Source organism: Knoellia altitudinis (assembly GCF_042666355.1).
Taxonomy (GTDB): domain Bacteria; phylum Actinomycetota; class Actinomycetes; order Actinomycetales; family Dermatophilaceae; genus Knoellia; species Knoellia altitudinis.
The window spans coordinates 470407-496729 of the sequence record NZ_JBHTDK010000002.1 but is presented as its reverse complement, the minus strand read 5'-3'; the positions used below and the strand labels follow the sequence as shown (position 1 = coordinate 496729).

Sequence of the window (26323 nt, the reverse complement as noted above, 5' to 3'; positions counted from 1 at the left end):
GGCTTCTCCTAGCGGACGAGTCGGTCGAGCAGCGCTGCCAGCTCGGCCGCGGGGTCCTCGGCCGTCCCGCCGTGCACGCCGGACGGCTGGATGACGGTGCTGCGGGGCGCGCTGAGCCATCCGAACCGCTTGCCGGACGTCGCGAGCCGCGGACGCCCGCCGCCGTCGGTGCCGGCGCACACGTCGTCGACGACGGCCAAGGAGGCGATGACGGCCTCGACGTCCACCTCCGGGGCGAAGGCACGCAGCCGTTCGGCGTCGACATGGCACGCCGCACCGAGGAAGCCGGCCGACTGCGAGAAGAGCACGACGCCGACGTTGAGGCACTCGCCACGGTCCACGCGGGGGACGCACTTGAGGACGACGTACTGGTAGGGGTGGCTCATGCGGTGGCCTCCCACCAGACGGTGGCGTTCTCGAGTCGTCGTGTGAGGTGATCGACGTATGCCGTCCGCACCGCGGCTGCGTCGTCGAGACCCGGAGCCGGTTCGAGCCATTCGGTGGGGACGAGTCCCACGACCTCGGCCAGCAGCCCCGGGGTGACGATCGCGCACGCGCGGGCGTGTGCCGCCGCGAGGTCACCAGCGACGTCACCGAGCACGTGCTCGGAGGCGTCGAACGGCTGGCTGGCGAACCGCGAGGCATCGGCGCCGCGGCTCGGCCAGGAGTGGTGGAACCAGATCGCCGCTCCGTGGTCGATGGCCCACACCTGGCGGTGCCACACGAGCAGGTTGGGGTTGGACCAGGTGCGGTCGACGTTGGCCGTGAAGGCGTCCAACCACACGATGTCGGCGGCCTCGTCGGCGGTGGGTGGACGCGAGCCGTCATAGCCGAAGGACCCCGGCAGGAAGTCGACGGCGAGGTTGTCACCCGTGCTCGCGACGAGGAGGTCTTGGACCTCCTCGTCGGCTTCGTAGCGGGCCAGGGCCGGAGGCAGGTCGATGACCGCCATGGCGGGGACGCGGATCCCGAGGCGCCGGCCCAGCTCCCCGACGATCACCTCCGCGACGAGAACCTTGAGCCCCTGGCCCGCGCCGCGGAACTTCGCCACGTAGGTGCCGTCATCCGACGCCTCGACGATCCCGGGCAGCGAGCCACCCTCGCGCAGGGGGGTGACGAACCTCGTCGCAGTGATCTGGGGCAGCACGTTCACAGGTTACGGGAGGGACTAGGGTCGGACGGACGTCCACGCGAGGAGTTGCATTGAGCACGACGCAAGGGCGGCTGCTCGGCGGTCGCTACCGACTGGGGGCCCCGCTGGGACGCGGTGGCATGGCTGTCGTCTGGCGGGCCGATGACGAGATGCTCGGGCGCGAGGTGGCGGTCAAGACCCTCGACCTCACCGGCCCCGACAGCGACAACGCCGGCGAGCGCTTCCGCCGTGAGGCGCGGGCGACCGCTGCTCTCAACCACCCGCACATCGTCACCGTCTTCGACACCGGCGTCGAGGAGCACACGGCATACCTCGTCATGGAGCTGCTTCCCGGACCGACGCTCGCCGAGCAGCTGCGTGACTTCGGCCCGCTGCCCGTCGACGAGGTGCGCACCATCGGCCAGGAGGTGGGCGACGCCCTGCAGGCCGCCCACGACGCGGGCATCATCCACCGTGACATCAAGCCCGGCAACATCTCGTATGCCGCGGACGGCACCACCAAGGTCCTCGACTTCGGCATCACCCAGCTCGTCGACGAGGCACTGGGCCACCACCAGCTGACGATGACCGACACGATCGTCGGCACGGCCGAGTACCTCGCCCCCGAGCAGGCGACCGGGCAGCGGGTCGATGCCCGTGCCGACCTCTATGCCCTCGGGTGCGTGCTGCACGCCCTGCTGACGGGACAGGCACCCTTCACGGCCCCGACACCGGTCGCGATCCTCATGAAGCACGCCCACGACATTCCAGCGGACGTGCGCGAGCTGCGCCCCGACACCCCGGCCGACCTCGCCGCGATCATCGCAGCGCTCCTCGCCAAGGACCCCTCGGAGCGGCCGCAGTCCGGCCACGAGGTCGCCGAGCTGCTGCGCTCGCACCGCGCCCCGGCCGTGACCGAGATCATCAGCCCAGTGGCTGCTGCTGCCGTGCCGCCGACCACGCTCGCCCCGCGGCCGGAGAGGTGGGACGAACCGGTCTACGCACCGGCATCCGAGCCTGCCTGGGAGGACGAGCCGCGCCGGTCGCGCGCCTGGGTCTGGCTGCTCCTGCTCGCCGCGGCCATCGCGGCGGCGGGCATCTGGTACCTGCTCTCGCAGGACGACGAACCGAACACACCGACGAACACGCCGACGTCGTCCCAGACCAGTCCCGCGGTCACACCGACGGACTCGCCGACGACGGACACTCCGACGCCGACCCCCAGCCCGACGACCCCGAGCCCGCCTGTCACGGTGACGCAGACGGCGACGCCCACCCCGACCCCGACGCCCACACCCACCACGCCCTCACCGACATCTTCGGTGGACACCGGTGCGGCCGTCATCGATGCCAGCGCGGCGATGAGCGATGCCGTCCGTGGCCTCTCGGCCGACGGCCTGGACCCGTCCATCGCCAAGACCATCGAGGGCAAGCTCCGCGATATCGACAAGGCCGTCCGTGCAGGCGACGCGCCGGCGGTGAACTCACTGGTCGGCGACATCGAGGGAGAGCTCAACCAGGCCCGGCAGCAGGGCGAGCTCAGTGAGCCCGGTGCGGCTGCTCTCGAGGAGCCGCTGGCCAGTCTGGGCGAGGCGGCAGACGCGTTCCGACCCTGACGGGCCCCCGCGCACGGTACGTTCCGCCCCATGGATTCCGCCCTCATCTCGGTCGGCCTGCCGATCGCGCTGGCCGTCATCATGTTCGGACTCGGCCTCTCCCTCACGCCCGCCGACTTCCGCAGGGTGGGACAGAGCCCGAAGGCCGTGGCGATCGCACTCGCCTGCCAGCTGCTGCTCCTGCCGCTGGTCGCGTTCGGGCTGGTCAAGCTGTTCGACCTGTCACCGTTGCTCGCGGTGGGCTTCATGATCCTGGCGGCGTCTCCCGGCGGCACGACCGCGAACCTCTACAGCCACCTGTTCCGCGGTGACGTCGCCCTCAACATCACCCTCACGGCCATCAACTCGGTCATCGCGATCATCACCCTGCCGGTCCTCACGAACTTCGCGATCAGTCACTTCATCGACGACTCGAGCCGGGTGGGCCTGCAGTACGACAAGCTGCTCCAGGTCTTTGCCATCGTCGTGGTCCCGGTCGTCATCGGGATGCTGGTGCGGCGCCGCTCACCCCGGTTCGCGGACCGGATGGACCGTCCCGTGCGCATCGCCTCGGCGGTGCTGCTGCTGCTCGTCGTCCTCGGCGCGATGCTGTCCGAGCGCGACAACATCGCCGACTACTTCGCCGAGGTCGGGCTGATCGCCGCCCTGTTCTGCGTCCTGTCGCTCGGCGTCGGCTATGTCGTCCCGCGGGCTCTGGGGCTGTCGGAGGACCAGGCGGTGGCGAGCGGTTTCGAGATCGGGATCCACAACAGCACCCTGGCGATCGCCATGGCGCTCACCGTCATCGGAAACACCCAGATGTCCATCCCGGCCGCCGTCTACGGGGTGCTGATGTTCCCGATCGCCGCCGTGTTCGGGGTGGTGGTCCGCAACCGCGCAGTGGCCGGTGCGACCGACGAGAAGCGCTCACTGGACCAGCGCAGCCGCTGACGTACCCCTGGTGCTCCCCGGCTCTCCTCCAACGGGCAAAGCGAAGCGCCCCGAGTCTCTGACCTGCAGAGACTCGGGGCGCGATCTGTGTCCGAGGGGGGACTTGAACCCCCACCCTCTATACGAGGACTAGCACCTCAAGCTAGCGCGTCTGCCATTTCCGCCACCCGGACGAGGTGATTGCCGGACCCGTGGAGCGGTCCTTCGCAACGTGCCGGAACTTTACACGGCATACCGACGCATCGAGAAATCGGGTGGGCGTCCTACTGTGGACGGCATGACGCAGACCACGAGCAGCCGCCCCGAGGACGAGGTCGTCGGCATCTGCCAGGACCTCATCCGCATCGACACGTCGAACTACGGCGACGGATCCGGCCCGGGGGAGCGGGCCGCGGCGGACCACGTCGTCGGGCTGTTCCGCGAGGTCGGCCTCGAACCCGAGATCATCGAGTCCGACCCCGGCCGTGCCTCGGTCGTCGTCCGCATCCCGGGGGCCGACCGGGAGCGTGGGGGCCTCTGCATCCACGGGCACCTCGACGTCGTCCCGGCCAACGCCGAGGACTGGGAGGTCGACCCCTTCTCGGGTCTCGAGAAGGACGGATGCATCTGGGGGCGCGGGGCCGTCGACATGAAGGACATGGACGCGATGATCATCGCCTGCGTCCGCCACATCGCCCGCGAGGGCATCGTCCCGCCGCGCGACCTCGTCATCGCCCTCTTCGCCGACGAAGAGGCCGGGGGAGTCAAGGGCTCACACCACCTCGTCGACACCCGCCCCGAGCTGTTCGAGGGCGTGACCGAGGCCATCAGCGAGGTGGGGGGCTACAGCGTCACCGTGCCGACGGCAGATGGCGGCGAGAAGCGCGCCTACCTGCTGCAGACCGCCGAGAAGGGCATCGCCTGGATCCGCCTCACCGCAACGGGCCGCGCCGGCCACGGCTCCGTGCCCAACGACGAGAACCCCATCGCCCGGCTCGCCGAGGCCATCAGCCGCCTCGCCGCGCACAAGTGGCCGCGTGAGTACATCCCCTCGGTGCGCACCCTGCTCGACGGACTGAGCGAGCTGACAGGTGTGAGCTACTCCGACGAGGACGCCGAAGAGCTGCTCGAGCACCTCGGTGGCGCCCAGGGGTTCGTGCGAGGAACGTTGCAGGACACCAGCAACGTGACGATGCTCGACGCCGGCTACAAGCACAACGTCATCCCGCAGCACGCCAGCGCCAACGTCGACTGTCGCTTCCTCCCCGGCCATGAGGACGAGCTCATGCAGACCGTCAAGGACCTCGTCGGTGAGCACGTCACGATCGAGGTGCTGCACCGTGACATCGCCCTGGACTCGCCCTTCGAGGGGCCGCTCGTGGAGGCGATGGTCGCGGCGCTCAAGGAGGAGGACCCCGAGGCCGAGGTGCTGCCCTACTGCCTCTCCGGCGGCACCGACAACAAGGCGCTGTCTCTGCTGGGCATCACCGGCTACGGCTTCGCGCCGCTGCGGCTCCCGGCGGACCTCGACTTCGCGCCGATGTTCCACGGTATCAACGAGCGCGTCCCGACCGAGTCCCTGAAGTTCGGCGCACGCGTCCTGCAGCGACTCATCGAGACCAGCTGACGGGCTCCTGGGCAGTGCGCAGGCGAGCCCGAGACCGAGTGGTCAGGAGGCGCGCCGAGCGCGGATGATCCTGCGTCGCAACCAGGTTCGCGTGACGCCACCGATATAGATGCGGGTGCGGTGCAGCTCCCAGTGGCCGTACTCGGCCTGCTCGGTGAGGGTGCGTCGGATGTCACCGCGGCGGGTGTCGCGCCCGAACGACAGGACCCGATACTCGTATTCGACCATTGACACATTGTGCGGCACGAGGCGCTACCGTTCTCAACTATGAGCGCCGACCCGCGTGCCGCCCTTTCCCTCCTCGTCTCCGCCTTCGAACGCCACCTCGAGGCGTGCTCCGGTCGTCGCGGTGAGGACGACCCGACGGTGGCAGCGGCCTACGACGACCTCCTCGACGCCTTCGAGACCTACGACAACACGCTCTACGAGTCCTTCGGCGAGATGACCCCCCTCGACGTCTACACCGGTGACGACGGTGACGACAGCGACGAGGAGGACGATGACGACGACCTCGGCGACGACGATGACGACGATGACGGTGTCTACTCCGGGCTCGACGACGAGGAGTTCGACGACGAGTCCGACGACACTCCTGGCGACACTGCCGGTGACAGCGGCCCCAGTGCCGCCCCTGCGTCCAACGGCGACACGCGAGCCCGCTGACCCACCTCGGTGACGCCGTGACCAGCGGCCGCCACTACCGTTGGCGCCATGCGACTGGCAGTGAATCTCGGCTACATGGGGCTCTCCACGAGCCAGGACATGCTCACCCTCGCGACGGAGGCGGACCGCCTCGGCTACGACTCGGCCTGGGTCGCTGAGGCCTATGGGAGTGACACGGTGTCCTTCCTGTCGTGGATCGGCGCCCGCACCGAGCGGATCGGGCTCGGCTCGGCCGTGATGCAGATCCCGGGCCGCACCCCGGCCATGACCGCGATGACCGCCGCCACCCTGGATCACCTCTCCGGAGGCCGTTTCCGGCTGGGCCTCGGGGTCTCCGGGCCCCAGGTCAGCGAGGGCTGGCACGGCGTCCGTTTCACCAAACCGCTCGCGCGCACCCGTGAGTACGTCGAGATCGTGCGGCAGGCGCTGTCGCGCCAACGCGTGGAGTATGCCGGCGAGCACTTCACGCTGCCGCTGCCCGATGGTCCCGGGAAGGCCCTCAAGCTGACGATCGCCCCCACCCAGCAGAACCTGCCGATCTACCTCGCCGCGGTGGGTCCCAGGAACCTCGAGCTCACCGGCGAGATCGCCGACGGCTGGCTAGCCATCTTCTTCTCGCCCGAGCACTCCGGGGAGATCGTCGAGTCCATCGCGACCGGACGTCGCGCCGCGGGCAGGGGAGCCGAGGACGACCCGCTCGACGGGTTCGACATCGTGCCCACCGTCCCGGTCGTCATCACCGACGACCTGGAGGCGGGAGCGGCGGCCGTCGCGGCATACTCCGCCCTCTACATCGGAGGCATGGGCTCGAAGGAGAAGAACTTCTACAACCAGCTCGCCTGCCGCATGGGGTTCGAGGCCGAGGCGGCCCGCGTCCAGGAGCTCTTCCTCGCGGGCCGGCACCGTGACGCCGCCGAGGCCGTCCCGTTCGAGTTCATCGACGCGACAGCCCTCCTCGGCACGCCCGAGCGGATCGCCGAGCGCATCGGGCGCTACGCCGACGCCGGGGTCACGACGTTGGCCGTCTCACCCTTCGCCCTGACCGTCGAGGAGCGCATCGAGACCCTCCGCGTCATGTCCGAGCTCGTCCCCACCACCAGCCAGGAAGTCCCCACCCCGTGATCGTTGCCGTCGACGCGCCCGTCGAGCTCAGCTACTTCCAGTCCGTCGTCCTCGGCATCGTCGAAGGGGTCACCGAGTACCTCCCGGTCTCCTCGACGGGCCACCTCACGATCGCCGAGAAGCTCCTCGGGATGCCGGTCGACGCACCGGCGGTCACGGCATACACCGCCTTGATCCAGATCGGCGCGATCCTTGCGACGTTCACCTATTTCGGCAAGAAGATCCTGCGTCTCTTCCTCGCCTGGGTGGCCGGGCTCCGCAGCGCCGAGGCGAGGCAGGACCACGACTACCAGCTCGCCTGGGCCGTCATCGTCGGCTCGTTGCCCGTCGTCGTCGTCGCGCTGCTGCTCAAGGACCTCATCTCCGGCCCGTTGCGCAGCCTCTGGGTCGTCGCCGGAGCGCTCGTGCTGTGGAGCGCGGTGATGTGGGTGGCCGAGCGCCGTCATGACGTCCTCGAGGCCAAGGGGGTGCATCGCGGTGAGGACGCGCTGACCGTCAAGGACGGACTGATCATCGGTCTGGTGCAGTGCTTCTCGCTCGTGCCCGGTGTCTCCCGCTCAGGAGCCACGATCTCGGCCGGCCTCATGCGGGGGATCGACCGGGTCACGTCGACCGAGCTGTCGTTCTTCCTCGCCATCCCGGCGCTCACCGGCGCCGGGATCTACGAGACCTTCGACAACGTCGAAGCCCTCAAGGTCCTCGGTGTCGGACCGATCCTCACCGGGATGGTGGTGGCGTTCGTCGTCGCCTACGCGTCCATTGCGTGGCTGCTGAAGTTCGTGCAGAGCAACTCGCTCATGTCGTTCATCGCCTACCGCGTCGTGCTGGGTGCCTTCATGTTCCTGGCGCTCGGCGCCGGCTGGATCACCGCCACCTGACGCAGGTGTTGGTGGGGCTCAGAGCCACCGGACCTTCTTGAAGGTGACGAAGAGGCCCACGCAGACGGTCGCCATGAGTCCCAGGACCGCGAAGTAGCCGTACTGCCACCGGAGCTCGGGCATGTTGTCGAAGTTCATGCCGTAGATCCCGGCGATGGCCGTGGGCACCGCGGCGATCGCGACCCAGGCCGAGATCTTGCGCATGTCGGAGTTCTGCTGCACGGAGATCTTGGCGAGGTTGGCGCTGAGCACGTCGCTGAGCAGCCGGTCGTAGGAGTCGACGCGATCGGCCACGAAGTGCAGGTGGTCGTCGACGTCACGGAACAGCAGCCGAAGCTCGTCGTCCGGGACCGGCGAGCGAGCGCTCGTGTGGAGCATCCGGACGGGCACGATGAGAGGGGTGATGGCCCGGCGGAACTCGAGCACCTCCCGCTTGAGGCGATAGATCGTGTCCGACGAGACGAGGCCGTCCGAGAACACGGCCTCCTCGATCTCGTCGATGTCGCGCGCGAGCTCGACCTCGATGTCGCGGTACTGGTCGACGACCCGGTCGATGATGGCGTGCAGCGCGGCCATCGGCCCGAGGGCGAGCTTGGCCTGGTCGTCCTCGAGGTCCTTGCGCACACCGGCGAGCGGGCTGAGCTCCCCACGCCGGATGGTGAGGACGAAGTGCTCACCGACGTGGACCATGAGCTCGCCGGTCTCGACGTCGGAGGTGGCCTCGATGTAGCTCAGCGTCTTGAGGACGACGAAGACGTTGGTGCCGTAGAGCTCGATCTTGGCGCGCTGACGACCGTTGACCGCGTCCTCGATGGCGAGGGGGTGCAGTCCCAGTCCGAGCTCGTCGTTGGCGTCCTGGAGCTCGGTCATCGAGGGGTCCTTGAGCCCGATCCAGAGGAAGTCGGTGCCCACCCCGTTGGCCCTCAGGGCGTCGAGCTCCTCGCTGAGGTCGCCGCACGATCCTCGCCGGCCATCGCGGTAGAGCGCCTTGTCGATGATCACGCGCGCCATTGTTGCCTACAGTGGGCGCCGTGGCACTGCTCCTGCTCGTCCGACACGGTCACTCGACCGCCAACGCCGACGCCGTCCTCGCGGGATGGACGAAGGGGGTGGGTCTCACCGACCGCGGGCGCGCCGACGTGGCCCGGATCGCCGCCCGACTGGCCGAGACCGGCACCGAGGTGGCGCGGCTCGTCACCAGTCCGCTCCAGCGCTGTCGCGAGACGTCCGAGCTGCTGCTGCCCGGTGCCACGGCAGAGGTGGACGACGACCTCGGTGAGTGCCACTACGGGGCGTGGACGGGACGGCCGATCGCCGAGCTCGCCTCGGAACCGTTGTGGCGCACCGTCCAGGACGATCCCGCCTCCGCCCGTTTCCCGGACAGCGAGCTGTATGCCGCGGAGTCCCTGCCCGAGATGGCGGCCCGCATCGGAGCGGCCGTGCGGCGCATCGACGCCGAGGTCGAGGCCGAGCGGGGTCCGGACGCGGTGTGGGTCGCGGTGAGCCACGGCGACCCGATCAAGGCGCTCCTCGCGGATGCGATGGGTGCGGGCCTCGGCGGCCTCCAACGCGTGCACGTGGACCCCGCGTCGGTGTCCGTCATCCGCCGCACCGGAGAGCGGGCGATGGTGATGGCCGTGAACTCGTCGGGGGATGCCATCCGTCCGCATCAGAAGGCTGCGGCAGCCGTCCCTCCGGGTGACGCCGTCGTCGGGGGCGGGACCGGCTAGAGTCCTTGTTGCAAACAATGTGCAACAAGGGCTGTGGCCCGGAAAGGCTGTCGGCATGCACGTCCCTGACGGATTCCTCGACGCACCCACGTCGATCGCGACGGCCGTCGCCGCTGCCGGGGGAGTCTCCCTCGCGCTGAGCCGCGCCCGGCGGGAGCTCGATGACCGCACGGCGCCGTTGGCCGGACTCGTCGCCGTCTTCGTCTTCGCCGCACAGATGCTCAACTTCCCGGTGGGCGCCGGGACGTCAGGGCACCTCCTCGGCGGGACCCTGGCCGCCGTGCTCGTCGGCCCGTGGACGGCGACGCTGTGCCTCACCGTGGTGCTCGCCGTCCAGGCACTGCTCTTCGCCGACGGCGGCATCACCGCCCTGGGCACCAACATCAGCCTCATGGCGCTCGTCGGAGTGTGGTCCGGCTGGCTGGTCTTCGTCGGTCTGCGCCGCATCGTGCGCTCGGCCGGCGTGCGTGCCGTGCCGGCCCTTGCCGGTGTCGCAGCCTTCCTGTCGGTCCCGGTCACCGCGCTGGCCTTCACCGCCCTGTATGCCGTCGGCGGGCGGGCGCCGATCCCCTTCGATGCGCTCGTGAGCGCCATGCTGGGCTGGCACACGCTCATCGGTGTCGGCGAGGGCGTCATCACCCTGCTCGCCGTCGGCAGCATCATCGCCACGCGACCCGACCTCGTCCACGGGGCACGTGGGCTGGTCCAGGCGCGGCCCCTCGAGATCCGGACGGAGGTGCCCGCATGAGTGTGTCCCCGCGCAACCGGATCACGACGAGCCGCCTCGTCGTCACGGGCCTCGTCGTCTGCCTGGCGCTCGCCGGCATCGTCTCGCTCTGGGCCTCCGGCAACCCGGACGGACTCGAGTTCGTCGCCGAGCGGCTCGGCTTCATCGACTCGGCGAGCGAGCACGGCGCCAGCGCCTCCCCGTTCGCCGACTACGGCACGGCCGGCGTCGATGATCCCCGCCTGTCCGGCGGGCTTGCGGGCATCGTCGGCGTGGTCGTCGTGGCGGTCGTCGCCTTCGGGCTCATGCACCTGCTGCGCCGGCGCGGTCCACGCGACGGCGACTGACGTGGGAGCCGAGCTCGGCCCCCATCTCCACATCGACGGGGACTCCGTCGTCCACCGGCTCCCCGCCCACGTCAAGCTCGTGGGCCTGCTGACCTTCGTCCTCCTCGTCGTGGCCCTGCCGCGTGAGGCACACATGGCGCGCCTGGCGCTGCTGGGTGTGGCGCTGGGAGTCGTGCTCTCCACTCGAGTTCCCCTGCGGCACGTCGCGTCGCGGCTCGTCGTCGAGGTTCCGTTCGTCGTCTTCGCCCTCGTGCTGCCCTTCGTCGCCACCGGACCAACGACGCAGCTCGGGCCGTTCACCGTCTCCCGCGATGGGGTCGAGGCCGGCATCGCCCTCCTCCTGACGGCGACGACGAGCGTGCTCATGGCTGTCGCCTTCGCGACGACGACGTCCAGCCGCGACCTCGTCCGGGCCCTCCAGCACCTCAAGGTGCCGGACCGGCTCGTACAGATCCTGGCGTTCATGGTGCGATACCTCGGTGTCGTCGGATCGCAGGCCCAGCGCATGAGGGTCGCCCGCGAGTCGCGGGCCTTCACCGCCCGGTCGGTGGGGTCGTGGCCGGTCATCGCCTCCAGTGCCGGAGCCCTGTTCATCCGCAGCTACGAGCGGGGCGAGCGCGTCCACCTGGCAATGATGTCGCGTGGCTACGACGGACGGATGCCCGTGACCGACCCCATGACCGCTCGGCGCGCCGACTGGATGCGCGCCCTCCTGCCCGCCGCGCTGGCCCTCGTCGCCCTGACCCTGGTCCGCCTCCCGTGAACACGACCCGTCGAAGCAGCACCCTCATGAGCAACACCCGATGAGCACACCCGTCCTCGACATCCGCGGCCTCGCCTTCGCCTACCCCGACGGTCACCAGGCGCTCTTCGGTGTCGACCTCCACGTCCACCGGGGCGAGCGGGTCGCCCTCCTCGGGCCCAACGGCGCGGGCAAGACCACGCTCGTGCTCCACCTCAACGGCATCCTCGAGGCGGGCGCCGGCAGCGTCTCCGTCTCGGGCCTGCCCGTCGTCCGGGCCAACCACCTGGAGATCCGCCGTCGGGTCGGCATCGTCTTCCAGGACCCGGACGACCAGCTCTTCATGCCCACCGTGCGCGACGACGTGGCGTTCGGCCCGGCCAACCTCGGGCTGCGAGGGGAGGAGCTCGGTGCGCGGGTCGACGCAGCCCTGCGGGCCGTGGCCATGACGGAGTTCGCTGACCGGGCGCCGCACCATCTCTCCTTCGGTCAGCGGCGCCGGGTCGCCATCGCCACGGTGCTCGCGATGGAGCCCGAGATCCTGGTGCTCGACGAGCCGTCCTCCAACCTCGACCCCACGTCACGACGCGAGCTCGGTGAGCTCATCCAGTCGCTCGACGTCACCGTGCTCATGGTCACCCACGACCTGCCTTTCGCCCTCCAGCTCTGCGAGCGGTCGGTCATCCTCTCCGGCGGTGTCGTCGCCGCCGACGGCAGCACCCGCACGCTCCTCGACGACGCCGCCCTGCTCAAGGAGCACCGCCTTGAGCTGCCGTGGGGCTTCTCGGGTTAGTCTGCGCGCATGGCGATCAGTGACTTCGACCCGCCAGAGCGCTTTGTCGCCGGCACCGTCGGCCCGCCTGGCGGCCGCACCTTCTTCCTGCAGGCCCGCGGAGCCGGCCGGCTCGTCTCGGTGTCCATCGAGAAGGTCCAGGTGAGCATCCTCGCGGACCGCATCGCGGACCTCCTCGACACCGTCGGTGGTCCGGAGGGCTCCGACGCCGTCGCCGAGCACTTCGCGGACACGGAGGCGCTCGAGACCCCGATCGAGGACGAGTTCCGGGTGGACACGGTGAGCCTGGCGTGGGACGAGGACCGCTCCAGCATCGTGATCGAGTGCCACGACAGCGACCCCGAGGAGACCACGCCCTCGGACACGGTCAGGGTCGTCCTCAACGCGGCGAACGCGCGGGCCTTCGCCCGGCGCTGCCAGGCCATCGTCGCAGCGGGGCGCCCCCCGTGCCCGTTCTGTGGCCAGCCCCTCGATCCCGAGGGACACATCTGCCCCCGGTCCAACGGATACAAGCGCTAGACCGTGTCGCTCGAGGTCGAACACCTCCTGCAGGCCGGCGAGGTCGAGCTCCTGGGCCGGATCGTCGAGTCCTCCAACGGCGCCGTCCTCGTGCGGGTCAGCCTCGACGCCGACTCGAGGCTCGCCATCCACAAGCCCGTCGCGCTCGAACGCCCGCTCTGGGACTATCCCGACGGCACGTTGGCGGCTCGTGAGCGGGCGGCATACCTCATCAGTGAGGCCGGTGGGTTCGGTGTCGTCCCACCCACCGTCCTCCACGACGGACCCTGGGGCCCTGCCGCCACCCAGCAGTGGGTCGGTGAGCCCGACCGAGCACCCGACCTCGTCGTCGACGTCGTCGCGCCGGGTGAGGTCCCCGCCGGCTGGCGCGAGGTCCTGCGCGGTGAGACCCCCGACGGTGAGCAGGTGGTCGTGGCACACGCGACCGAGCCCGGTGTCCGCACGGCTGCCGTCTTCGACGCGCTCATCAACAACTCCGACCGCAAGGGCGGTCACCTCCTGCGCTGCGACGGCACGGTCTGGGGCGTCGACCACGGCGTGAGCCTCGGCGTCGAACCCAAGCTGCGCACCGTCCTGTGGGGCTGGGCCGGTGAGGCGCTCGACGTCGCCGACCTCGACCGGCTGGAGCGGGTGCGGGGCGCCCTGCACGAGGGCGACCTGGCATCGCGCCTCGCCGACCTCCTCACGACCGACGAGGTCGCTGCCCTCCTCGCGCGGACCGATCGCCTCCTCGAGGACCGGCGTCATCCGTTGCCCGTTCCCGGGTGGCCGGCCATCCCGTGGCCAGCGATGTGAGGAGCCCGTCGTAGGCTTCGACGGTGATCTCGTGGCCGCCTCCGTTCCTGCCCGCCATCCCCGGAGACGGAGTGGCGCTCAGCCTGCACGACACCAGCTCGGGGGAGCTGCAGCTGGTCGACCCCGGACCCGTGGCCCGGCTCTACGTCTGCGGCATCACCCCCTATGACGCGACCCACCTCGGCCACGCCGCGACCTACGTCGCGTTCGACCTCGTCGGTCGCGTTCTGCGCGACGCCGGGCACGAGGTGCACTACACCCAGAACGTCACCGACATCGACGACCCGCTCCTCGAACGCGCCCGACGCGATGGGCTCGACTGGCGGGACCTCGCCGTGGCCGAGGCGGACCTCTACCGCGAGGACATGACCGCGCTGCAGGTCATCCCACCGACGGACTACGTCGGTGTCGTCGAGGCGATGCCGACCATCGCGGACCTCGTGCGGCGCACGATCGACAGCGGGGCGGCATACGCGCTGACCAACGACGACGCGTCCGGTCCCGACCTCTATGTCGACCTCTCCCACGTCTCCGGATTCGGCGAGGTGTCCGGATGGACGCGCGAGCAGATGCTTGCCGTCTTCGCCGAGCGCGGTGGCGACCCGGACCGCCCCGGCAAGCGCGACCCGCTGGACCCGCTGCTGTGGCGCGCGGCCCGCGAGGGCGAGCCTTCCTGGGAGTTCGAGGGGCTGCCCGCGGGGCGACCCGGCTGGCACGTGGAGTGCACCGCCATCGCTCTCGACCGGCTCGGTGTGCCCATCGACGTCAACGGTGGAGGCTCGGACCTGATCTTCCCCCACCACGAGATGACGGTCGCGCAGGCCAGTGCCATCGGTGTCCAGGACTATGCGCAGATCCACAGCCACGCGGGCATGGTCGGACTCGACGGCCACAAGATGAGCAAGTCGCGCGGCAACCTCGTCCTCATCTCGCGCCTGCGTGAGGACGGAGTGGACCCCATGGCGATCCGCCTGGTCCTGCTCGCCCAGCACTACCGCTCCGACTGGGACTACACGCCGGACCTCCTGACCGCGGCGCAGGTCCGTCTGGAGCGGTGGCGCGAGGCCCTCTCGGTCAACACTGCGCCGTCAGCCGACGAGACGATCGCTGAGATCCGGGCCGCACTCGCCCATGACCTGGACGCACCACGCGCCCTCGCGGCCATCGACGCCTGGGCCGACGAGACCCTGGCCCGCGGTGGCGAGGAGGCGTCGGCTCCCGGCCTGCTGGGTCGGGCGCTCGACGCGCTGCTCGGAGTGCGCTTCTGACCACGCACGGAGGACGCCGCCCACGGCGTCAGTCGTCGGCGCCGCGCTTCCTCAGGTAGCGCTCGAACTCCTTGGCGATCGCATCGCCGCTGGCCTCGGGGAGCTCGGCCGTGTCCTGGGCCTCCTCCAGCGACTCGACGTACTCCGCGACCTCGGCGTCCTCGGACGCGAGCGCATCGAGGCCGTTCTCCCACGCACGGGCGTCCTCGTCGAGGCCGACGTGGTCGATGGGCCCGTCGAGGAGCTCCTCGAGCCGCGACACCATGGCACGCGTGGCCTTGGGGGACGGGGTGTGGTGGGCGTAGTGGGGGACGGCCGCCCACACCGAGATCGAGCTCACCCCCACCTGGACCGCCGCGTCGGCGATGACACCGACGATGCCCGTCGGGCCCTCATAGGTGCTTGCCTCGAGGTCGTGGCGGTGGCGCGTGTCCTCGTTGTCCGAGGTCGCGGTCACCTGGATGGGTCGGGTGTGCGCCACGTCGGCGAGCAGTGCGCCCAGGGTGATGACTGTCGTGACATCTGCCGCCTGGGCCAGCTCCATGAGCTCGATGGCGAACGTCCGCCACCGGAACGACGGCTCGACCCCCTGGACGAGGATGACGTCGCGCCCGATGGAGGTGTTGGTGGCGACGAGGATGCGCGTCGTGCGCCAGCTGATCCGGCGCTGCCCACCCTCTGAGAGCACCCGCGGGCGGTTGACCTGGAAGTCGTAGTAGTCCTCCGGGTCGAGCGCCGCGACCGGCTCCGCGTCCCAGAGCTGGGCCAGGTGCTCGATTACGCCACTTGCTGCCTCACCGGCGTCGTTCCACCCCTCGAAGGCCGCGATCATCACGGCGTTCTCCAGGTCAGGCAGGTCGTCGAGCTCGATCAACGCGTCCTCCTCGTAGGTGCACCTCCACCCTATTCGTAGACTCGGCCCATGACGTTGCCTGCTGCGGTTCTCTGGGACATGGATGGGACCCTCGTCGACACCGAGCCCTACTGGATCGCCGCCGAGCACGACATCGTGGAGGAGCACGGGGGAGTGTGGTCCGACGAGTACGCGCACCAGCTCGTGGGCAACGACCTCATGGTCAGTGCGGAGTTCATCCGCGACAACTCGCCGATCACGTGGGAGCCCGAGCGGATCATCGAGGAGCTCCTCGTCCGCGTCACGTCCCGGGTCCGCGAGCACGTGCCGTGGCGTCCGGGCGCGCGGGAGCTGCTCGCGGCGCTCATCGACGAGGGAGTCCCCAACGCGCTGGTGACGATGTCGTGGCGATCACTGGCGACCGCTGTCGTCGAGGCGCTGCCCGAGGGCACGTTCGCGGCCGTGGTCACCGGCGACGAGGTCGAGCACGGCAAACCGCACCCCGAGCCCTATCACGCGGCCGCGCGGATGCTGGGCGTCGAGGCACGTGACTGCATCGCCATCGAGGACTCGCCGACCGGGGTCCGCTCGGCCGTCGCCGCGGGGGTGCCCACCATCGCGGTCCCGCACGTCGTGCCCGTGCCCATCACGCGCGGTGCCGTCCAGCTGCCCAGCCTGCGGGGCCTCACCCCGCACGACCTCGTGTCAGTCGTCGCCGACGAGCGCCTCGCCGGTGACGCGCGGGTCGAGGACGAGCCGACCGGCGTCGGCAGGTAGCGGCGGAGGAGTGCCGCCCCACTCGGGGCACAGCTCCTTGAAGTCGCACCAGTCGCACAGCCGGGACACGCGGGGTCGCCAGTCACCGGTCTCGCTGGCCCGGACGATGGCCGCCCAGACCGCTTGGACGTTGCGCTCGAGCCCGAGCAGGTCGTGCTCGTCCGGCTCGTAGCGCACGATCTCGCCGTTGCCGAGGTAGACGAGCTGCAGCTGCTTGGGGATGACGCCGCGCTGGCGCCAGAGCACGAGCGCATAGAACTTCATCTGGAAGAGGGCCTTGCCCTCGAAGGCCTCACGCGGCGAGCGACCGGTCTTGTAGTCGACCACGCGCATCGCACCGTCGGCAGCGATGTCGAGGCGGTCGACGTAGCCGCGCAGGGTGAGACCGTCGACCTCGGTCTCGACATAGAGCTCGCGCTCGGCCGGCTCGAGCCACTGCGGGTTCTCGAGCGTGAACCACCTCTCGACCAGCGCTCCGGCCGCCGTGAACCACCCCTCCTCGGTCAGGGTCTCGTCGTCCTCGATCATCGTCGCGAGCTCCGGCCGCTCCTCGACGAGACTCAGCCAGCGCGGCTGGAGCAGCGCGACGGCCGCCTCAGGGGTCCGCTCGGCCGCCGGCAGCTCGAAGAGGTGCTCGAGCACCTCGTGCACGAGGGTGCCGCGCGCGGCTGCCGGTGAGGGTGGCCCGTCGAGCTTGTCGATGGTGCGGAACCGGAAGAGCAGGGGGCACTGCTTGAAGTCCGCTGCGCGGCTCGGAGACAGTGCGGGGGTCATGGACGACACGGTATGCCGTCCTGCCGACACCCCCGCACACCTCACCGCCCAGCCCGCTCGCGTCCGCGAACCCGGTCCGGAACGCGGCCAAGGTCGCGGACGCGAGCGGGGGAGCGGGCGTGGCTCAGGCGATGGGCTGCTGCAGCTCGGTGACCCAGGCGTCCTCGTCGCCGTGGGGCGTCGCGATGTAGACCTCCCGGCATCGCCCATCGAGGGAGAGACCTTCGGCTCCGAGGTACTGCATCAGCGCCTGCCAGCTGTCACCGATGGTCTCCATCGAGCCGTGGTGGACGACGGTGACGGCTCGTCCGGCGGCCGGCAGCGTCTCCACCTCGTAACCGGGGATGCTCTCCCCGGCTGCGAGCGGCATACCCGCCGCGAAGCGGATCGAGTCCTCGCTCATCTCGTACCAGGCGACCGTGGGCTGCTCCACGTCCAGGCCGGCCCGGCCCGCATCCGAGAGCAGGTCGGCGAAGAGCGGCCCGATCGTCTGCCCGATCTCGGACTGGTCGGTGACGCTCCCGGTGCGCTGGGCCAGGGTGAGCTCTGGCAGCGCCTTGGTGACGAACTCGAGGTCCTGCATGGTGTGCTCCTTCTCGATCGTCCGAAGGCGACGCTCGATCTCGGCGAGGCGGGTGTGGTCCTCCTCGATCCGCGCAGCGATCTGCGAGCGGCGCAGGGCGAGCATCGCCCGCAGCTCGTCGGCGGACACGTCGGCGTCGAGGATCGGCGCGATCTCGGAGAGAGCGAAGCCGAGGTCCTTGAGCGCGACGAGCCGGTTGAGCCGACTCAGCTGGTCGGCGGTGTAGCGCCGGTAGCCGCTGTGCGCATCGACGGCTGCGGGCACGAGCAGCCCGAGCGCGTCGTAGTGGCGCAGCATGCGCACGGACACCTGTCCGTGGAGGGCGAAGTCACCGATGCCGAGCACGTGCGTCCCTTCGGTCCTGTGGAGTGCCCGGGTCCAGCGCCCGGGCGACACCGATCAGCAGACAGCCTGACACCGTGTCAGGGTCAAGGACCTTTTTGCGTATGCCGGCCCACGCAGAGCGTGGGACCCGCGCTCACCTCAGGCGACAAGGACCGCGTCGTCCGAGCCGGCCGACGACGCCGTCGCGGGCCCGGGCTGCGGGCGGCGCAGCGCACCGCGCAGGCGCCACGCGGCATACACGGCGAGAGCGCTGATGGCGATGTGCAGCCCCAGGAAGCCGGTCGTGAGCCCGGCGCCCAGGAGCACGCCGGCGACGAGGGGACCCAGCGCCGAGAAGGTCGTCTGCAGCGCGGCGAAGGCACCCAGCGTCTGGCCGACCATGCCCCGCGGTGCGAGGGAGGCGGTCAGGGGGCTGAGGACCGGGCTGTACATCGTCTCGCCGACGGCGAAGATCCCGTAGGTCGTCACGAAGAGGGCCGCCGCGACGCCCGGTGCGAACTGCGCCGTGGAGAGCACGACCCAGGACAGGACCCAGATCCCACCGACCGCCATGAGCAGGGTCGGCGCGCTCCTGTTGGCGGTGAGGCGGACGACGATGACCTGGAGCACGACGATGACGATCGCGTTGACCGCGGCGGCGGTGCCGACGGCGGCTGTGTCGATGTCGAGGGTCGTGATCGCGTAGGCCGGCAGGCCCGACTCGAACTGGGCGTAGAACCCCAGGGCGAGCGTCACCGTGACCACCGCGGTCCATCGCAGCGCCGGGGTGGCGAAGACGGCACGCATCGACTCCAGCGGGCTCATCGGCCGGGCAGCGGGGCTCGCGACGATCTCGCTGCCCGGGTGGATGGTGGCGCCTCGACCGGCGAGGCCGATGATGAGCGAGGAGATCGCGAATCCGGCTGCTGCCGTGAGGAACCCGACGTCGAGCCCCTGCGGGTCGCGCAGGTCGACGAGGTGTCCGGCGACGTAGGCGCCGGCCGCCATGCCGAGCGCCTCACCCGTGAACTTGTAGGCGAAGACGCGGCGACGGTCGCTGCTGTCGACCCAACGGAGCACGAGGACCTGCTTGGCCGGGACGGCGGCGGTCAGCCCCAGCCCGAAGACGAACATCCCGCCGAGGAAGGCTGCGGTCGAGTCGGCCAGCACGAGCGAGCCGACGCCGACCGCTCCCAGCAGCTGGGCGAGAACTGCGACGGCGACCGGGTCGTAGCGGTCGCTGAGCCGTCCGGCCACCGGTGCGGCGACCAGTGCCCCGACCGAGAAGAGCGAGGATGCGGCAGCAGCGGCGAGGGCGCCCCAGCCGCGGGTGTCGGCCGCATACGCGTACTGATAGGGCAGCACCGCACCCCAGCCGAGCATCCCGATGGAGGAGGCGAGGACGAGCAGCTTGGCGCGCATGGTGGTCACACCCTTTCTGTTGGTGGCGGAAGACAAGACGGTCAACGGCCTTCGACGTCGAACCATTCGGTATCGAATGTTCGATGTCGAAAGGTTAGCATTCGAAGAACGCATGCGAGGATGGGGTTATGCCCCGACGCACGAAGTCCGCAGCGCAGCAGCACCGCGACGCCGTCGCGGCCTACGTCGCCGCCGGAGGTGAGGAGTCGGTCCAGCGCGTCATCACCGCGCTCTACGGAGTGACCAAGAAGCTCGACCAGTGGTACGCGCGACAGCTCGCCGACCTCGACCTCACCCAGGGGGAGTGGGCGGTCGTCGCCGCGCTCGCCCGGGCAGGGGACGACTGCCAGACGCCCAGCCAGCTCGCCGAGCTCACGAGTGTCGCGCCGTCGTCGATGACGCACCGGCTGGACAAGATGTCTCAGCGCGGGCTGGTCGAGCGCCGTCCGGACGCGGACAACCGCACCCGCATCCTCGTCTCACTGAGCAAGGAGGGCTGGGAGCTGTTCAGCCAGTCGGTCCGCGAGTCCGACATGGTCGAGAGCGACGTCCTGAGCGGGCTCACCAAGGCCGAACGGGGTGAGCTGGCGCGCCTCCTCGAGGGCGTCATCGCCCACCTGGACGACGTCGACGCCTGAGCCTCGCGGCGGACGTCGACGCCTGCCGACGGACGCCGCCAGCGGACGCCTCAGCCTGACAGCGGAAGCCAGCAGGCCGGCATACGCGAAGGAAGTCCTCAGTCCTCGGGCTGATACCCCAGGTTGGGGCCGAGCCAGCGCTCGGCCTCGGCGAGGGTCCAGCCCTTGCGCTCGGCGTAGTCCTCGACCTGGTCGCGACCCAGGCGCCCCACGACGAAGTACTGGCTCTCGGGGTGGGAGAAGTACCAACCACTCACCGAAGCTCCCGGCTGCATGGCCATCGACTCGGTGAGCTCCATGCCGGCACGGTCAGCCGCACCGAGGAGCTTGAAGAGCGTCTCCTTCTCGGTGTGGTCCGGGCACGCGGGGTAGCCGGGGGCCGGACGGATGCCGGTGTACTTCTCGCCGATGAGGTCGGCGTTGGAGAGGTGCTCGTCGCCGGCGTGACCCCAGAACTCGCGACGGACCCGCTCGTGCATGCGCTCCGCGAACGCCTCGGCCAGCCGGTCCGCCAGAGCCTCGACGAGGATCGCGCTGTAGTCGTCGAGCTCCTCCTTGAACGCCGCGATCCGGTCGTGGGTGCCGTGGCCGGCCGTGACCGCGAAGCCTCCGACGTAGTCGCGCAGGCCCGTCTCCTTGGGCGCGACGAAGTCGGAGAGGCAGCGGTTGGGGACGCCGGCCCGGTGCTGACCCTGCTGCCGCAGGCCGTGGATCGTCGTGAGGACGCTCTCTCGCGACTCGTCGGCGTAGACCTCGATGTCGTCGCCGACCGCATTGGCCGGGAAGAGCCCGATGACGCCCTTGGCGGTGAGCCACCTCTCGTCGATGATCTTGTCGAGCATCGCGTTGGCGTCCTCGAGCAGCTTGCGTGCGGTCTCGCCCGTCGCGGGGTTGGAGAGGATGTCGGGGTAGCGACCCTTCATCTCCCAGGCCTGGAAGAACGGCGTCCAGTCGATGTAGCGACGCAGCTCCTCGATCGGGTAGTCGACGAACTCCCGGGTGAACTGGGCAGCCGCCCGGTGCCACCTGGTGTCGGACTTGCCCGACCACACGTCCTTGCTCTGCTGGGCGAGCAGGTGGGGACGAACTGGCCGGTAGGCCGTCCAGTCGATGGGGGTGGCCGCCTTGCGGGCCGCGTCGATGGACACCAGCGGGCGCTCGGTGGACTTCGCGGCGTGACGGGCCCGCATCGAGTCGTAGTCGGCCTTGATCGTCTCGAGCAGGGGCTCGCGCTGCGTCGCCGACAGGAGCTGGCTCGCCACCGGCACGGAGCGCGATGCGTCCTTGACCCAGACGACGGGGCCGCTGTACTGACCGTCCACCTTGACGGCGGTGTGCGCCCGAGAGGTCGTCGCCCCACCGATGAGCAGCGGGATCGTGAAGCCCTGTCGTTCCATCTCGCCCGCCACGCGCACCATCTCGTCGAGTGAGGGTGTGATGAGCCCGGAGAGGCCGATGATGTCGGCGCCCTTCTCCTTGGCCGTGTCGAGGATCTTCTGCGCGGGCACCATGACGCCGAGGTCGATGACGTCGTAGTTGTTGCACTGGAGGACGACCCCGACGATGTTCTTGCCGATGTCGTGGACGTCGCCCTTCACCGTCGCCATGACGATGAGGCCCTTGCTGTTCTGGGTCGAGACGCCCGAACGTTCCTTCTCGGCCTCGATGTAGGGGATGAGGTGTGCGACAGCCTTCTTCATGACGCGCGCCGACTTCACGACCTGGGGGAGGAACATCTTGCCTGCTCCGAAGAGGTCGCCGACGACGCCCATGCCGTCCATGAGCGGGCCCTCGATCACCTCGATCGGCTTGCCGTCCGCCGCGTCGATCTCCTGCCGCAGCAGCTCGGTGTCCTCGACCACGAAGTCGTCGATGCCCTTGACGAGGGAGTGGGTGATGCGTTCGCGCACGGGCAGCCCCCGCCACTCGGCCTCGGTCACCTCGGGGGCGGCCTCGCCGGTGTTGTTGAACTTGTCGGCGATCTCGAGCAGCCGCTCCGTGGAGTCGGGTCGGCGGTTGAGGACGACGTCCTCGATGCGCTCGCGGAGCTCGGGGTCGACGTCGTCGAGGACGACGAGGGCGCCGGCGTTGACGATGCCCATGTCCATCCCGGCCTGGATGGCGTTGTAGAGGAAGACCGCGTGGATCGCCTCACGCACGGGGTTGTTGCCGCGGAACGAGAACGAGACGTTGGAGACGCCACCGGAGACGAGGGTGCCCGGCAGGTTCTCCTTGATCCACCGGGTCGCCTCGATGAAGTCCGTGCCGTATGCCGCGTGCTCCTCGATGCCCGTGGCCACCGCGAAGATGTTGGGGTCGAAGATGATGTCGTGCGGGTCCATGCCGACCTCGCCGGTGAGCAGGTCGTAGGCGCGCTGGCAGATCTCCTTGCGCCGCTCGAGGGAGTCGGCCTGACCCTCCTCGTCGAAGGCCATGACCACGACGGCCGCGCCGTACTTGTGGCAGAGGCGGGCCTGCGCCAGGAACGGCTCGACCCCCTCCTTCATCGAGATGGAGTTGACGATCGGCTTGCCCTGGGAGCACTTGAGGCCGGCCTCGATGACCTCCCACTTGCTGGAGTCGATCATGAGCGGCACCCGGCAGATGTCGGGCTCGCTGGCGACGAGCTTGACGAAGCGGTCCATCGCGGCGACGCCGTCGATCATCCCCTCGTCCATGTTGATGTCGATGACCTGCGCCCCGGCCTCGACCTGCTGGCGGGCGACCGACAGCGCAGCCGGGTAGTCCTCCTCCTTGATGAGGCGGCGGAAGCGGGCCGAGCCGGTGATGTTGGTGCGCTCGCCGACGTTGACGAAGAGCGAGTCCTCGTCGACGGTGAGGGGCTCCAACCCGCTGAGGCGCAGCGCGCCGGGGACCTCGGCCCGGACGCGGGGGGTGCCCTTCGCGGCAGCATCGGCGATGGCCCCGATGTGCTCCGGTGTGGTGCCGCAGCAGCCGCCGAGGATGTTGACCAGGCCGCTCGTCGCGAACTCGCCCACGACAGAGGCCATCTGGTCCGGGGTCTCGTCATACTCACCGAACGCGTTGGGCAGGCCGGCGTTGGGATAGGCCGACACGAAGCAGTCGGCGATGCGGGAGAGCTCGGCGATGTAGGGGCGCAGCTCGTCGGCGCCGAGGGCGCAGTTGAGCCCGATGACGAGGGGGCGGGCGTGGCGCACGGAGTTCCAGAACGCCTCAGTGACCTGGCCGGACAGGGTGCGTCCGGACGCGTCGGTGATCGTCCCCGAGATGATGATCGGCCAGCGCCGACCGAGGTCCTCGAAGAGGGTCTCGACCGCGAAGATCGCCGCCTTGGCGTTGAGGGTGTCGAAGATCGTCTCGATGATGAGGGCGTCGACCCCGCCGTCGACCAGCCCGCGAGCCTGCTCGAGGTAGGCCTCGACGAGCTGGTCGAAGGTGACGTTGCGTGCGCCGGGGTCGTTGACGTCGGGCGAGATCGAGGCCGTGCGGGTCGTCGGACCCAGGGCCCCGAGGGCCCATCGCTGGCGACCGGTCTCGGCCGTGACGGCGTCGCACGCGCTCCGGGCCAGCCGTGCGGCCTCACGGTTCATCTCGTAGGCGAGGTCGGCCATGTCGTAGTCCGCGAGCGAGATCCGCTGCGCGTTGAACGTGTTGGTCTCCACGAGGTCGGCGCCGGCCAGCAGGTACGCGCGATGGATGCCCTCGATGACCGCCGGGCTGGTCAGGCTGAGCAGGTCGTTGTTGCCGCGCAGGTCGCTGGGCCAGTCGGCGAAGCGCTCTCCCCGGTAGTCCTCCTCCGCCAGTCCCTCCTGCTGGATCATCGTGCCCATCGCGCCGTCGAGGACGAGGACGCGCTCCATGAGGGCAGCGGTGAGGTCGGCGGTGGCGTCCGGGCGGTGTGCGACCGCCGCATCTGCGGGTGACGTCGTCGTGGAGGAGTTCACGTGTCCCAGTATGCCGTCGTGCCTTGTAGGGTCGCGGCGTGGCCGTACCCAGTGAGACCAAGTCCTCCGGCCTCGTCATAGCCCGTGTCGGCGGGGTTCCGGTCCAGATCGGCGCGAGCTGGCTGCTCCTCGCAGCGGTCATCACGTTCATCATCGGCAGTGGCGCCCCGGAGCTGGGTGCCGTGGCCTACGCCATCGGCGTGGCCTACGCCGTCTCGCTCCTCATCTCCGTCCTGGTCCACGAGGGAGCGCACGCCGGCATGGCCGTGGCCCTGGGCCTGCCGGTCCACCGAGTGGTGGCCGACCTCTGGGGTGGGCACACGGCATACGACGCTCGTCTGTCCACGCCCGGGAAGGCGGCGGCGATAGCCGTCGTCGGCCCGGTCGCCAACCTCGCCCTCGGCCTCGTCGCTTGGGTGGCCTCCCTCGCCGTCAGCGCCGACGTGCCCAGCCGGATCCTCTACGGAGTGGCCTTCGTCAACGTGCTGCTGGCCGTCTTCAACCTCCTTCCGGGACTCCCGCTCGACGGTGGGCAGCTGGTCGACGCGGCCGTCTGGAAGGCGACCGGTCGACGCGAGAAGGGGTTGATCGCGGCCGGATGGACGGGGCGGGTCGTGACCCTCGGCGTCGTCCTCTTCTTCGTCGTGAGGCCGCTCGTCTCGGGGGACTCGCCGTCCTTCACCTGGATCATCTGGTCGGGTCTCATCGCGGCCTTCATGTGGCGGGGCGCGACCGCTGCGATCCGCACGGGTCAGGCACGCGAGATGCTCGGCCGGGGGACCGTCGCCCAGGTGGTGCGGCCGGTCCCGGTGCTGCGCAGCGGGGACGTGCTCGAGGCCTCGGCTGCGACCGGCGGGCTCGCCGTGGTCGTCGACGAGAGCGGCCGCCCGACCTCGCTCGTCCTCCCGGCCGATGCCGCGACGGTGCCGCGGGAGCGATGGGCCACGACCCCGGTGTCGGCCCTGGCCCGCATGCAGCCCGACGGGTGGGTCGCCGAGACCGGGCGCCACGACGACCTCACCGCCGTCGTCACCGCCATCCAGGAGTCCTCGAGCCAGGTGGTCGTCGCCGTCGAGGACGGCAGGGTGCTCGGCCTCGTCACCGTCGAGGCGGTCAACGCGGCGATCGCCGGCAACTAGACTCCACCCCCATGAGTGCGACCGGTGCCGACCTGCGACGTGGACCCTTTGCCGAAGGTGAGCGAGTGCAGCTGACGGACTCCAAGGGCCGCCTCCACACCATCACCCTCGCGCCGGGCAAGCAGTTCCACACCCACCGCGGCTACCTCCAGCACGACGACCTCATCGGCTCACCTGACGGCTCGACGGTCACCAACACCGCGGGCTTCCAGTACCTCGCGCTGCGACCGCTGCTGTCCGACTACGTCATGTCGATGCCACGGGGGGCTGCCGTGGTCTACCCCAAGGACGCCGGCCAGATCGTGACGATGGCCGACATCTTCCCCGGCGCCGTCGTCGTCGAGGCGGGCGTCGGCTCGGGAGCCCTGTCGATGTCGTTGCTGCGCGCCGTCGGTGAGACCGGTCGCCTCCACTCGTTCGAGCGGCGTGAGGACTTCGCGGACATCGCGATGGCCAACGCGCGCGCCTACTTCGGCACCGACCACCCGGCATGGACGGTCACCGTCGGCGATCTCGTCGAGGCGCTGCCGGCGAACGTCGAGCCCGGCACCGTCGACCGCGTCGTCCTCGACATGCTTGCCCCGTGGGAGTGCCTCGACGTCGTCGGTGAGGCCCTCGCTCCTGGTGGCGTGCTCATCTGCTACGTCGCCACGGCCACCCAGCTGTCCAAGGTCGCCGAGGCGATGCGCGACGCGGGGGAGTGGACCGAACCGTCCGCCTGGGAGTCGCTCGTGCGCGGTTGGCACCTCGAGGGCCTGGCGGTCCGGCCCCAGCACCGCATGCACGGCCACACCGGCTTCCTCATCACCACCCGGCGCCTCGCGCCCGGAGTCACCCCGCCGTTGCGCAAGCGACGTCCCGGGAAGGGCTACGAGAGCGCGGAGGACGCGGACGGCATCCCCGCTGACCCGCTGCCCGGAGCGGACGCCGAGGAGTGGACGCCGGAGGCCATCGGCGAACGCGTTCCGTCCGACAAGCGAGTCAGGAAGGTCCGTCGCAGCGTCACGGGTTAGCGTTAA

At 70.1% G+C, this 26323-nt stretch carries 27 protein-coding genes and 1 tRNA gene; 18 read left to right on the top strand and 10 right to left on the bottom strand.

All coding sequences use genetic code 11. The annotated features are described in order from the left end of the window. Positions 1-8: 8 nt before the first annotated feature. Together ACFQW8_RS17140 and ACFQW8_RS17135 are read right to left on the bottom strand one after the other, a co-directional pair. On the bottom strand, positions 9-386 hold the full coding sequence (locus tag ACFQW8_RS17140) for a DUF3037 domain-containing protein (protein WP_380089466.1): 378 nt from the start codon (positions 384-386) through the stop codon (positions 9-11). Further along, positions 383-1147, bottom strand: coding sequence for a HipA family kinase (locus ACFQW8_RS17135; protein ID WP_380089464.1), 765 nt, complete (start codon positions 1145-1147; stop codon positions 383-385). The genes ACFQW8_RS17140 and ACFQW8_RS17135 overlap by 4 nt, the downstream gene beginning before the upstream one ends. A gap of 56 nt (positions 1148-1203) precedes the next feature. On the opposite strand from ACFQW8_RS17135, the gene ACFQW8_RS17130 reads away from it, so the two are divergent. Beyond that, on the top strand, positions 1204-2748 hold the full coding sequence (locus tag ACFQW8_RS17130; protein WP_380089462.1) for a serine/threonine-protein kinase: 1545 nt from the start codon (positions 1204-1206) through the stop codon (positions 2746-2748). Positions 2749-2778: 30 nt separating this feature from the next. Beyond that, entirely contained in the window at positions 2779-3678 is a 900-nt protein-coding gene (locus ACFQW8_RS17125; protein ID WP_380089460.1) for a bile acid:sodium symporter family protein, read from the top strand. An 88-nt stretch (positions 3679-3766) separates the two neighbouring features. On the opposite strand, the gene ACFQW8_RS17120 is transcribed toward ACFQW8_RS17125, so the two are convergent. Further along, positions 3767-3851, bottom strand: a tRNA-Leu gene (locus tag ACFQW8_RS17120). 104 nt (positions 3852-3955) lie between these two features. On the opposite strand from ACFQW8_RS17120, the gene ACFQW8_RS17115 reads away from it, so the two are divergent. Then, positions 3956-5284, top strand: coding sequence for a M20/M25/M40 family metallo-hydrolase (locus ACFQW8_RS17115; protein ID WP_380089458.1), 1329 nt, complete (start codon positions 3956-3958; stop codon positions 5282-5284). A 42-nt stretch (positions 5285-5326) separates the two neighbouring features. Here ACFQW8_RS17115 and ACFQW8_RS17110 read toward each other — a convergent pair whose 3' ends face one another. After that, a complete protein-coding gene (locus ACFQW8_RS17110; RefSeq protein ID WP_380089457.1) occupies positions 5327-5512 on the bottom strand; it encodes a DUF5703 family protein in 186 nt (61 codons plus the stop codon). 39 nt (positions 5513-5551) lie between these two features. On the opposite strand from ACFQW8_RS17110, the gene ACFQW8_RS17105 reads away from it, so the two are divergent. From ACFQW8_RS17105 to ACFQW8_RS17095, 3 genes are read left to right on the top strand one after another with little or no spacing between them, the layout of a single operon-like run. Beyond that, positions 5552-5947: a hypothetical protein gene (locus ACFQW8_RS17105; protein WP_380089455.1), complete on the top strand. Its 396-nt coding sequence runs from the start codon at positions 5552-5554 to the stop codon at positions 5945-5947. A gap of 48 nt (positions 5948-5995) precedes the next feature. Beyond that, positions 5996-7069: an LLM class F420-dependent oxidoreductase gene (locus ACFQW8_RS17100; protein ID WP_380089453.1), complete on the top strand. Its 1074-nt coding sequence runs from the start codon at positions 5996-5998 to the stop codon at positions 7067-7069. Then, entirely contained in the window at positions 7066-7947 is an 882-nt protein-coding gene (locus ACFQW8_RS17095) for an undecaprenyl-diphosphate phosphatase (RefSeq protein ID WP_380089451.1), read from the top strand. The genes ACFQW8_RS17100 and ACFQW8_RS17095 overlap by 4 nt, the downstream gene beginning before the upstream one ends. Positions 7948-7965: 18 nt before the next feature. On the opposite strand, the gene ACFQW8_RS17090 is transcribed toward ACFQW8_RS17095, so the two are convergent. Continuing rightward, on the bottom strand, positions 7966-8949 hold the full coding sequence (locus ACFQW8_RS17090; RefSeq protein WP_380089449.1) for a magnesium and cobalt transport protein CorA: 984 nt from the start codon (positions 8947-8949) through the stop codon (positions 7966-7968). Between the two features lie 29 nt (positions 8950-8978). Here ACFQW8_RS17090 and ACFQW8_RS17085 point away from each other — a divergent pair, with 29 nt between their 5' ends. Genes ACFQW8_RS17085 through mshC form a run of 8 tightly spaced genes read left to right on the top strand, consistent with a single transcriptional unit; the run spans position 8979 to position 14868 of the window. Continuing rightward, a complete protein-coding gene (locus ACFQW8_RS17085) occupies positions 8979-9677 on the top strand; it encodes an MSMEG_4193 family putative phosphomutase (protein ID WP_380089447.1) in 699 nt (232 codons plus the stop codon). 55 nt (positions 9678-9732) lie between these two features. Continuing rightward, positions 9733-10425 carry an energy-coupling factor ABC transporter permease gene (locus tag ACFQW8_RS17080; protein ID WP_380089445.1) on the top strand — a complete coding sequence of 231 codons (693 nt, stop codon included), beginning with the start codon at positions 9733-9735 and terminating at the stop codon, positions 10423-10425. Next, positions 10422-10751 (top strand): PDGLE domain-containing protein, encoded by a 330-nt coding sequence (locus tag ACFQW8_RS17075; RefSeq protein WP_380089443.1) that lies wholly within the window; start codon positions 10422-10424, stop codon positions 10749-10751. Before ACFQW8_RS17080 ends, ACFQW8_RS17075 begins: the two co-directional genes overlap by 4 nt. A gap of 1 nt (position 10752) precedes the next feature. Next, on the top strand, positions 10753-11514 hold the full coding sequence (gene cbiQ, locus ACFQW8_RS17070) for a cobalt ECF transporter T component CbiQ (protein ID WP_380089441.1): 762 nt from the start codon (positions 10753-10755) through the stop codon (positions 11512-11514). Positions 11515-11554: 40 nt separating this feature from the next. After that, on the top strand, positions 11555-12286 hold the full coding sequence (locus ACFQW8_RS17065; protein WP_380089440.1) for an energy-coupling factor ABC transporter ATP-binding protein: 732 nt from the start codon (positions 11555-11557) through the stop codon (positions 12284-12286). A gap of 9 nt (positions 12287-12295) precedes the next feature. Further along, on the top strand, positions 12296-12805 hold the full coding sequence (locus tag ACFQW8_RS17060; RefSeq protein WP_380089438.1) for a DUF3090 domain-containing protein: 510 nt from the start codon (positions 12296-12298) through the stop codon (positions 12803-12805). 3 nt (positions 12806-12808) lie between these two features. After that, positions 12809-13600 (top strand): SCO1664 family protein, encoded by a 792-nt coding sequence (locus tag ACFQW8_RS17055; protein ID WP_380089436.1) that lies wholly within the window; start codon positions 12809-12811, stop codon positions 13598-13600. A gap of 23 nt (positions 13601-13623) precedes the next feature. Beyond that, complete coding sequence (gene mshC / locus ACFQW8_RS17050) at positions 13624-14868, top strand: cysteine--1-D-myo-inosityl 2-amino-2-deoxy-alpha-D-glucopyranoside ligase (RefSeq protein WP_380089434.1); 1245 nt, start codon at positions 13624-13626, stop codon at positions 14866-14868. A gap of 28 nt (positions 14869-14896) precedes the next feature. On the opposite strand, the gene ACFQW8_RS17045 is transcribed toward mshC, so the two are convergent. Then, the gene (locus ACFQW8_RS17045) at positions 14897-15742 is read right to left on the bottom strand and encodes a PAC2 family protein (protein ID WP_380089431.1); all 846 of its coding nucleotides are present in this window, start codon (positions 15740-15742) and stop codon (positions 14897-14899) included. 48 nt (positions 15743-15790) lie between these two features. Here ACFQW8_RS17045 and ACFQW8_RS17040 point away from each other — a divergent pair, with 48 nt between their 5' ends. After that, complete coding sequence (locus ACFQW8_RS17040) at positions 15791-16498, top strand: HAD family hydrolase (protein ID WP_380089429.1); 708 nt, start codon at positions 15791-15793, stop codon at positions 16496-16498. Here the strand turns inward: ACFQW8_RS17040 and ACFQW8_RS17035 are convergent. The 3 genes from ACFQW8_RS17035 to ACFQW8_RS17025 form a co-directional block, all read right to left on the bottom strand. Further along, on the bottom strand, positions 16427-17272 hold the full coding sequence (locus ACFQW8_RS17035; RefSeq protein WP_380089427.1) for a RecB family exonuclease: 846 nt from the start codon (positions 17270-17272) through the stop codon (positions 16427-16429). The two genes, ACFQW8_RS17040 and ACFQW8_RS17035, sit on opposite strands and share 72 nt — an antisense overlap. 124 nt (positions 17273-17396) lie before the next feature. Further along, a complete protein-coding gene (locus ACFQW8_RS17030) occupies positions 17397-18200 on the bottom strand; it encodes a MerR family transcriptional regulator (RefSeq protein WP_380089425.1) in 804 nt (267 codons plus the stop codon). 138 nt (positions 18201-18338) lie between these two features. Beyond that, a complete protein-coding gene (locus tag ACFQW8_RS17025) occupies positions 18339-19601 on the bottom strand; it encodes an MFS transporter (RefSeq protein WP_380089811.1) in 1263 nt (420 codons plus the stop codon). Between the two features lie 128 nt (positions 19602-19729). Between ACFQW8_RS17025 and ACFQW8_RS17020 the strand changes: the two genes are divergently transcribed. After that, on the top strand, positions 19730-20239 hold the full coding sequence (locus ACFQW8_RS17020; protein WP_380089423.1) for a MarR family winged helix-turn-helix transcriptional regulator: 510 nt from the start codon (positions 19730-19732) through the stop codon (positions 20237-20239). 98 nt (positions 20240-20337) lie between these two features. Here ACFQW8_RS17020 and metH read toward each other — a convergent pair whose 3' ends face one another. Further along, complete coding sequence (metH, locus tag ACFQW8_RS17015; protein ID WP_380089809.1) at positions 20338-24081, bottom strand: methionine synthase; 3744 nt, start codon at positions 24079-24081, stop codon at positions 20338-20340. 122 nt (positions 24082-24203) lie between these two features. On the opposite strand from metH, the gene ACFQW8_RS17010 reads away from it, so the two are divergent. Both ACFQW8_RS17010 and ACFQW8_RS17005 read left to right on the top strand, forming a co-directional pair. Beyond that, complete coding sequence (locus ACFQW8_RS17010; protein WP_380089421.1) at positions 24204-25304, top strand: site-2 protease family protein; 1101 nt, start codon at positions 24204-24206, stop codon at positions 25302-25304. Between the two features lie 11 nt (positions 25305-25315). After that, a complete protein-coding gene (locus ACFQW8_RS17005) occupies positions 25316-26317 on the top strand; it encodes a tRNA (adenine-N1)-methyltransferase (RefSeq protein WP_380089420.1) in 1002 nt (333 codons plus the stop codon). Positions 26318-26323: the final 6 nt, after the last annotated feature.